Origin of the sequence: Methylobacterium sp. EM32, from assembly GCF_040593685.1 — a bacterium.
Lineage (GTDB): Bacteria > Pseudomonadota > Alphaproteobacteria > Rhizobiales > Beijerinckiaceae > Methylobacterium.
The window spans coordinates 21,122-29,034 of sequence record NZ_JBEXZS010000147.1 but is presented as its reverse complement, the minus strand read 5'-3'; the positions used below and the strand labels follow the sequence as shown (position 1 = coordinate 29,034).

General features: G+C 70.7%; 9 protein-coding genes. 7 read left to right on the top strand and 2 right to left on the bottom strand.

The features are described from left to right. Nucleotides 1-403: 403 nt before the first annotated feature. Nucleotides 404-2,068: an ISL3 family transposase gene (locus ABZT49_RS19925; RefSeq protein WP_355288299.1), complete on the top strand. Its 1,665-nt coding sequence runs from the start codon at nucleotides 404-406 to the stop codon at nucleotides 2,066-2,068. Nucleotides 2,069-2,212: 144 nt separating this feature from the next. Here ABZT49_RS19925 and ABZT49_RS19920 read toward each other — a convergent pair whose 3' ends face one another. Together ABZT49_RS19920 and ABZT49_RS19915 are read right to left on the bottom strand one after the other, a co-directional pair. Next, entirely contained in the window at nucleotides 2,213-2,389 is a 177-nt protein-coding gene (locus tag ABZT49_RS19920; protein ID WP_355288297.1) for a hypothetical protein, read from the bottom strand. A gap of 260 nt (nucleotides 2,390-2,649) precedes the next feature. After that, on the bottom strand, nucleotides 2,650-2,895 hold the full coding sequence (locus tag ABZT49_RS19915; protein WP_355288296.1) for a hypothetical protein: 246 nt from the start codon (nucleotides 2,893-2,895) through the stop codon (nucleotides 2,650-2,652). 368 nt (nucleotides 2,896-3,263) lie between these two features. Between ABZT49_RS19915 and ABZT49_RS19910 the strand changes: the two genes are divergently transcribed. The 6 genes from ABZT49_RS19910 to ABZT49_RS19885 all read left to right on the top strand — a co-directional run bounded on the left by ABZT49_RS19910 (nucleotide 3,264) and on the right by ABZT49_RS19885 (nucleotide 7,895). Beyond that, nucleotides 3,264-3,701, top strand: a complete 438-nt coding sequence (locus ABZT49_RS19910; RefSeq protein ID WP_355288294.1) for a hypothetical protein — start codon at nucleotides 3,264-3,266, stop codon at nucleotides 3,699-3,701. 85 nt (nucleotides 3,702-3,786) lie between these two features. Continuing rightward, nucleotides 3,787-4,284 (top strand): PRC-barrel domain-containing protein, encoded by a 498-nt coding sequence (locus ABZT49_RS19905; protein ID WP_355288292.1) that lies wholly within the window; start codon nucleotides 3,787-3,789, stop codon nucleotides 4,282-4,284. A gap of 185 nt (nucleotides 4,285-4,469) precedes the next feature. Then, entirely contained in the window at nucleotides 4,470-4,685 is a 216-nt protein-coding gene (locus ABZT49_RS19900; protein ID WP_355288290.1) for a hypothetical protein, read from the top strand. Between the two features lie 125 nt (nucleotides 4,686-4,810). Next, nucleotides 4,811-5,131, top strand: coding sequence for a hypothetical protein (locus tag ABZT49_RS19895; RefSeq protein ID WP_355288288.1), 321 nt, complete (start codon nucleotides 4,811-4,813; stop codon nucleotides 5,129-5,131). A gap of 7 nt (nucleotides 5,132-5,138) precedes the next feature. Beyond that, a complete protein-coding gene (locus tag ABZT49_RS19890) occupies nucleotides 5,139-7,211 on the top strand; it encodes an ATP-binding protein (protein WP_355288286.1) in 2,073 nt (690 codons plus the stop codon). Nucleotides 7,212-7,229: 18 nt separating this feature from the next. Further along, nucleotides 7,230-7,895: a response regulator transcription factor gene (locus tag ABZT49_RS19885; RefSeq protein WP_355288284.1), complete on the top strand. Its 666-nt coding sequence runs from the start codon at nucleotides 7,230-7,232 to the stop codon at nucleotides 7,893-7,895. Nucleotides 7,896-7,913 lie beyond the last annotated feature (18 nt).

Below are 7,913 nucleotides of genomic sequence, written 5' to 3'. Positions count from 1 at the left end.
GTGACGACGTCGCCCTGATTGACGAGGAAGGGCTGCCCGCCGGTCGTCGTGAACGTGGTCACCGGCTTGCCGGCGCCGTAGACGACCGTGCCGACCGTCGACGGCCAGCGTCAGGACGGTCTCCGCGGCGACCTCGGTGCTCGCCTTGCCGGCCGATCACAGGCGCGCCGAGAGACCGCCGGACTGGTTCAGGCCGAGGTAGCCAGCGGGGCTCCCTCTGCAATCGATGTACGAGCTTTTGACCCAATCCGGACTTTGGAGGTTGCCGCTTTGGATGTCTGTTCTGAATGAGTTAGCAGACCTGGGATTGCCCCGTTCCGGGGTTCTTGCTCGTTTTGCGTGGATGGCGGTGGATTGACCCGGGCCGCTGATGGGCAGGCCTGCCCTCCCCATCGTGGAGGACATGGATATCCCCCTCGCCATCCCCGCGTGCCATGTCGCCCGGTTCGTAGAGCATCACGAGGATCACCTCGTCATCCCATTGCGGCTGGACGCAGCCAGCGGCCGCTGCCCTGATTGCGGGCATGCGAGCCGGTCCGTCCATAGCCGCTATCACCGTCATCCCGCCGACCTGCCGCTATCGGCATCGCGGACCACGCTACGCATCGAGGTGCGGCGGTTCTACTGCCTCAACCCGACCTGCCGACGCCGCACCTTCGCGCAGACGCCTACGGACCTCCTCGCGCCGCACGCCCGGCGCACGCGGCGGCTTGGCGAGGCGCAGGCCAGGGTCGGCCTCGCCTGCGGCGGTGCAGGCGGCGCGCGTCTTCTCGCGCACCTCCACATGCCGGCCAGCCGCGCGACCGTGCTGCGGCTCGTCACCCGCATGCCGATGCCCGACATGCCGGCTCCCATCCGGGTCGGGATCGACGACTGGGCAATCCGGAAGGGCAGCCGGTACGGCACGATCGTCGTCGATCTCGATCGTCACCGCGTCATCGACCTCCTCCCGGATCGCACGGCACCCACGGTAGCGGGCTGGCTCGAACGGCATCCCGGCGTCGAACTCGTCGCCCGGGATCGCTCGACGGAGTATGCCCGAGGCACAAGCCTCGGCGCTCCCCAGGCGAAGCAGGTCGCCGATCGCTGGCACCTGCTCACCAACATGCGGCAGGCTGTCGAACGCTGGCTTCATAGTGCCCATGCCCGGTTGCGGAACCTTCCACTCCTCCCTGGCTCGGCCGTTCGCCCCGCCCGGCGCGACCGTGCCTTCGCCCGCAGTACGCCGGAACTGGAAGCGGGGGCACAGAGCCGGATGCGATGGCAGGCTGTCTACGACGAGGTCCGCCGCCGGCATGCCGGCGGGGAGACGCTGCTCGGGATCGCCCGTGCCATGGGGCTGGCTCGTGCGACGGTGCGCAAGTATGCGAGCGCCGAAGCGTTCCCGTCGCGGCTGCCTCATGGTGCCGGACCGAGCCTGCTTGATCCGTACGTCGCGTACCTGGCGGAGCGGATCGACGAGGGCTGCGAGAACGCGATGGCCCTGTGGCGCGAGATCCGGGAGCAGGGCTACCCAGGGACGAGCCGGCAGGTGTACCGCTTCGTCGCCGAGCGCCGGACGAGACCGGTCCGATCAGGCCGCAAGCCCCTCTGTGCGAGGGCCAGTGCATCGCAGCAGCCTGGCACGGAAGCCCCATTGCCGCCCGCACGGCAGCTGGCGTGGTTGCTCGTCCAGCCACCCCCGGGGCTGGATGCGAGCGACGCAGCTGTTGTGAGACGCGTCGAGCAGGATGACACCGCACGGACGGTCACGGGTCTGGCTGGCCGCTTCACGGCTCTGGTGCGCGCCGCAGGGAAGGGCAAGACCGTCACCGATGATCAGGATGCGGAAGCCGCAGCGGACATCGCCGCCTGGATCACGCAAGCACGGAGCTGCGACGCTCCTACCATCGCGACGTTCGCCTCGGGATTGGAGGCGGACATCGCTGCCGTCCGAGCTGCTCTCACGGAGCCATGGAGTAGCGGCCAGGCGGAAGGCCAGGTCAACAGGCTCAAGCTCATCAAGCGCCAATGCTACGGACGGGCAGGCCTCGACCTCCTGAAGCGCCGCATGGTTCTGGACGCATAATCCACGCAAAACGAGCAAGAACCAAGAAACGGGGCAATCCCACAACGCCTTTGCCACGAACTTCAGACGCAGGACACTAGATCGGGTACGGGCCGATGTGACGCGTCATACGGCCCCGGGAAGGCCCGCAGGTGACCATGCCGGTCACCCGTGCATCACGGCCCCGGAGCCGACCGCGTTTGCCGCCGCCAGCAGGCACAGACCGGCGAGCGAGGAAATCGCGACGATCGCCAGGACCACGTCGGAGGTCCGTGGCGAGCTGCGGCGAGGCCCGAAGGCGAGCTGTCTCCAGCGGCCTTTGCGAAGCGTGGAATGGGTCACGAAGGATTGTCCTGGTGCGGTCCGCTCCGGGACCTGTGGGTTTGCGCCCCGCAATTGGTTCGCACGGACCGTCGAGTTCAGGACCCGGCGACGGCGGCAACGCCAAGGACAAGGGCCAGACACAGCCCGACCCCCCCGCAGCCGAGAGGAGCCACGCGGTGGCACCATGCCGGTTGCCGGGCCGCGGCAGCGCGCTCGGCCAGCGCCGCCATCGTCGGCATGTCGATGGGGCCTGCAGGACCGACGAGACCGAGCCGGCGTCAGGGTGATGGCGGCACGACATGACCGGGATATCCGGTGCCGTACTCATCCGTGACGGTGCCGCCATGCCCGGACGGGAGATCGGGATGGGTCGAGGCCAGGCCGCCGCCGAGGCGTGCCCAATCCTCGATCGACCCGTCCGTCGGGAAGGTGGCGCCCGCTGCGTCGCCCGTTCCGGCCACGGGACCTGGCCCCACCCAGCCGCCCCAGGCGAACCGCGCCGTCCGAACGATGGCCTTCTTCATGTCGCTCTCCCGTCTCGGTGGCTGAGGCGGACCGGGAACCGCCGCCCGTGCCTTGGCGCAGCAAGGGTCGGAGGTTCGAGCCTAAGCTTTCGTAAACCAACCCGGCCGGCGCAAGCCGCCCGCCAAGGCGCGTCCAGGGGCGTGTCAGGTTTGTCCCGACAGGATTGCGGTCTTCTCCGACTGCGCCTCCATCCCCGGCGCCACAGATCCTTCGGCAAGCGAGGAGACCGAGGCACGGAGCCCGGTCGCTGCAGGGGCCGGCGCGAGAGGACCCTGCGACCCGCGGGCCAAGCCACAGGCCACCTCGTCGAACCCGTCACGGTCGTGGCCCGCAAGGGTCAGCCACCACCATCACGGAGTTGAAACCGATGAAACGTCTCGCACTGGCCCTCGCGGCCGCATCGAGCCTGATGCTGTTCTCGTCAGCGAGCGAGGCCCGGCCATTCGGGCGCGGCCATGGGCACGGCTTCCACCATGGCGGCTTCGGCGGCCATCACGGCGGGTTCCGCCACGGTTTCCGTGGTCACCGTTCGATCGGCTTCCGCCCGCACACCCGGCGCTTCGGCGGGTACCGCCGCTACGGCCTCTCGCGGGCCCGGTACGGCTATGGGCGCCCCTACGGACGCTACGGCTACGGGTACCGTCGCGGCCATCGCGGCCTCGGGCTGGCGGCCGGCCTCGGCCTCGGCCTCGCCGCGGCCGCAGCCAGGCCTGCCTATTACGGCAGCTACGGATACGGCTACCGCTACGCCCCGGTGGGCTATGGGTACGGCTACGGCCAGCCTACCTGCAGCTGCGGCTACTGAGGTCCTTCGTCCATCGGACCCGCACCCGGATCCTGGCGGTCCCGTCCCGCCGGGACCTCCCTTCCCTCATGACCGAGGCGAACCCATGAAGACGCTTCTCGTAACCACCTTCGTCGCCGGCGTCCTGCTCGCCGGCCCCGCGCTCGCCCAGGACAAGGCGGCGCAGCCGCCCGCCGGTGCCCAGACCGCACCGATGACGTCGCCGCCGGCCGGCGCCGCGATGCCGGCCCCGGCCGGCAACACGGGCGGCATGACCATGGCCGACACCGCGACCGCCAAGATCAAATTCGTCACCGCCAAGCCGGCCGAGGTGACCTCGTCCAGGCTCGTCGGCAAGAACCTCTACAACAACAAGAACGAAACCGTCGGGGAGATCGAGGACCTCGTCATCGACAACGGCAAGACGGTCACCGGCGTCGTCGTCAGCGTCGGCGGCTTCCTCGGCATGGGCGAGCGCTACGTGGTGGTCGACCCCTCGTCGATCTTCCTGCACAAGGCGGACGGCAAGCTCAAGGCGATGGTCGACACCGACAAGGACGCCCTCAAGAACGCGCCCGAGTTCAAGTACAACCGGAACACCTGATCGTCGCGCGTGGCTCCGTGACCGCGGAGCCACGCTCAAGCACTCCCGTGCGCGGGTCCTGTCGGGATGAACCTGACAGGCGTCGGTGAGAACGGCGAGGCTCGGCGAAACCTCTTGTCGCCTGCCATGATCCGGACGCTACTCTGAACTGCGTCATCAACATCGAGACAGCGGAAAGAGTGGCGATGATCATGGACATCATCAAGCAGGGCTTGCGCGCCAGGGCCCTCGGGCGCCCGCGGGATGCCTGCAACTACCCGTTGGATTCCCGCGAGCGCCGGGCCTGGTACGAAGGCTACGACGGTTCGACGTGGGATTTCGCCGAGCGGGTCACCCATCCGGCCGTCGCGTCCCGGAGCCGCACGACCCGGGACGCGGCGGCTAACCCAACCTCGATCTAAATCGTGGACGTCGCCCTCGAGCCTGCGGGGCTTCGGCGCCGGTCCGGACGGCAACGGAGAGGGCGATGGGATGCAACCGAACCCACTGTGTCGACGGCCGGGCCTTCGGACGCCTGGAGCGGGTGGTGACCACCCTGGTCGAGGCAGGCCTGCAGGACCCTGCGGCGCCGCCGCCGAACCTCATTGAACGGCTGCGGCACCTGCAGCGGACTGCGATGGCCGCAGGGGGCGACCGCCAGATCCTTCAGGTCATCGCGTCGGGCCGGCGCCTGCTCGGCGATGGGCTGGCCTTGACCGGCCCGGGCGCACCGACCGACCCCGGCATGGTCGAGGCGCCTTCGGCCGGGGCGCTCTTGCGGTATGCTGCGGTCTCGGCCGATGGTCCGGACGCGGAAAGACCGGCCTCCTCGGCCGGGACGACCGCCGCGAACGAGCCCACCCGATAGCCCCTGTATGATCCCAAGGCTTGACGACGGCGATGCCGGCCGCCCCGAGATCCATCGTGGAAACGGACGCACCGTCGTCGCGCTCGCGGTGGCGGCCGCCATCCCGGTGCTGCTGCTCAGCGGCTGGGTAGCGACGCTCATGGCGCAGCAGCAGCGCGGACTGACCCGCAGCGCCGCGGTGGCGAGCGCGGCCCGCGTCGCCGAGCGCGTCGCCTCCGACATCGCGACCCAGGTCGCGGTCCTCCGGGCCGAGGCTGCCTCGGCCAGCCTGGACCGGCCGGACCTCGCCGCCTTCTACGCCGAGGCCGAGCGTCTGAGGCAGGAGCACCCGCTCTGGGAGACCGTCGAGCTCGCTGGCCCTGACGGGGCGCAGGTCGTCAACCTGCTCCGCTCCCTCGACGACGAGCTCGGCCCCACCGCCGACCGCGTGAGCTTCGACGCGGTGGTACGGACGAAGCGGCCGGTGGTCGGCGGGATCGGACCGGTCGGGCGGATCTCGGGCAAGCGCCTCGTCGCGCTGAGGGTCCCGGTCGTCCGCGACGGAACGCTCCGCCACGTCCTCTCGGTCGGCCTCGCGACGAACGCGGTCAGCTCGATCCTCCGCGATGCGGGCGCGCCGGAGGGCTGGGTCGGGACCATCGTCGACGCGCAGGGCAACACTATCGCCCGCACCCGGGCCGAGGCGGAGGAACTCGGCCACCCGGCCAACGCCGCCCTGCGGGCCGCCATCCGGCGGGCGCCACAGGGCTTCTACACCGGTTCCACCTTGGAGGGACCGGACGTCGAGGTCGTCTACCGCACGCTGACGGAGACGGGCGGCTGGTCGGTGCATTTCGGCTTGCCGGCCGCTACGCTGAACGCGCCGGTCTCGCGCTCCTACCTCGTGCTGGCCGGCGGCAGCGTGCTCAGCATCGGCCTCGGCCTCGCGCTGGTCGCCCTCGTTGGCCGCGACATGGCCCAGCGCCGGGCGGGCGAGCAGGCGCGCTTCGCCCTCGCCCTGCGGTCGAGCGAGGAGCAGGGTGCGGTCGCCGCCGAGGCGGCGGAACTCGGCACCTTGCGATGGGATCCGGTCGAGGAGACCGTGACGGCCTCCCGGCGCGCCGCCGAGCTCCTGGGCTGGGAGGCGGAGGTGCCGGAGGGGCGCGAGATGACGGCGGATGCCGACATCGCCCTGCTGGCGGTCGACGCCGCCGACCGCGAGCGGTTGGTGACGGAACTGCGGCGAAGCCTCGCCGAGGGCGTGCCCCTCGACGTGGAGTTCCGGGTCTCGCAACGGAGCGCGGAGCCGCGGTGGGTGCGCCTGACCGGGCGTGCGCCCCGGCTTCGGAAGAATGACCCCGCCGACCTCGTCTATGGCGTCGTCTCGGATGTCGGGCCGCGCAAGCGCGCCGAAGCAGAGCGCCTCGACCTGCTGCGCCGCCTCGGCGAGGCGCAGGAGAACGAGCAGCGCCGGATCGCCCGCGAGCTGCACGACCAGGTCGGGCAGACGGTGACCGGGCTGTCGCTCGGCCTCAAGGGACTGGAACGCCTGCTCGCCGCGGACGGGACCTCGACCGAGGCCAAACGGCAGATCGCGTGGCTGCAGCGGCTCGCCGGCGAGGTCGGGCGCGACATCCACCGCGCCGCCATCGACCTACGCCCGACCGCCCTCGACGACCTCGGCCTGCGCGAGGCGCTGGCGACGCTTCTGGGCGAGTGGGGCCAGCGCCACGGCATCCGGCCCGATCTGGAATTCATCGGCGAGGCCTCGCGTCTTCCGGCAGCCGTCGAGAGCGCGATCTACCGGATCGTGCAGGAGGCGCTCACCAACGTCCTGAAGCACGCGCGGGCGGCCACCGTCAGCGTCTGCCTCGATCACCGCCCTGACGAGGTCCAGGTGATCATCGAGGATGACGGCGTCGGCTGCGAGCCCGCCTCCGGCCCCTCTCCACCCGACGGGCGCAAGTCCGTCGAGCCGCGGCTGGGCCTTTCGGGCATCCGCGAGCGTTTAACCCTTCTGGGTGGCACGCTCACCCTGGAAACGTCCTCGGGCGTCGGCACGACGCTGTTCGTCCGCATCCCGGTGGCGCCGGCCGCCTGACGCACGGGAGAAGCCATCATGGACCGTATCCGCGTCGTCCTGGCCGACGACCATCCCGTGGTCCTCGCGGGCATCCGTGCGCTCCTGAACGCCGATCCGGAGATCGAGCTCGTCGGCGAGGCCACCGACGGCGGCGAGGCGCTGCCGATGATCCGTGCCCTCGCACCCGACATCGCCGTGGTCGACGTCTCGATGCCCGGCCTGAACGGCCTCGAACTGACGGAGCGGGTGACGGGCGAGTGCCCGGGGACCCGGGTGCTGGTGCTGACGGTCCACGAGGACGCCGCCTACGTGCAGCCGCTGATGAAGGCCGGGGCGCGAGGCTACCTGCTCAAGCGCTCCGCGGCGGACGACCTGCTCCGCGCGGTTCGGGCCGTGGCCTCCGGGGGCGTCTACCTCGATCCCGCGATCGCCGGCCATGCCCTGGCGGAGCCCTCCGGGGCGGACGGGCGCCCGGGCACGGCGGAGGGGCGCGAGCCGCTGAGCCCGCGCGAGACCGAGACCCTGCGGCTGATCGCACAAGGGTTCAGCAACAAGGAGATCGCGCGACGCATCGACGTCAGCGTGAAGTCGGTCGAGACCTACAAGGCGCGGGCCGCCGAGAAGCTCGGGCTGAAGACCCGGGCCGAGATCATCCGCTACGGCGCCGCGCATGGCTGGTTCGACGCGCTCGCCTTGCGGTAGCGATACCCTCATTCCCTG

Bases quoted from the DNA above. Each gene is read 5' to 3' on its own strand.
- ABZT49_RS19925 (WP_355288299.1), top strand. From the start codon at position 404: ATGGATATCCCCCTCGCCATCCCCGCGTGCCATGTCGCCCGGTTCGTA.
- ABZT49_RS19915 (WP_355288296.1), bottom strand. From the start codon at position 2,895: ATGAAGAAGGCCATCGTTCGGACGGCGCGGTTCGCCTGGGGCGGCTGG.
- ABZT49_RS19910 (WP_355288294.1), top strand. From the start codon at position 3,264: ATGAAACGTCTCGCACTGGCCCTCGCGGCCGCATCGAGCCTGATGCTG.
- ABZT49_RS19905 (WP_355288292.1), top strand. From the start codon at position 3,787: ATGAAGACGCTTCTCGTAACCACCTTCGTCGCCGGCGTCCTGCTCGCC.
- ABZT49_RS19900 (WP_355288290.1), top strand. From the start codon at position 4,470: ATGATCATGGACATCATCAAGCAGGGCTTGCGCGCCAGGGCCCTCGGG.
- ABZT49_RS19890 (WP_355288286.1), top strand. From the start codon at position 5,139: ATGATCCCAAGGCTTGACGACGGCGATGCCGGCCGCCCCGAGATCCAT.
- ABZT49_RS19885 (WP_355288284.1), top strand. From the start codon at position 7,230: ATGGACCGTATCCGCGTCGTCCTGGCCGACGACCATCCCGTGGTCCTC.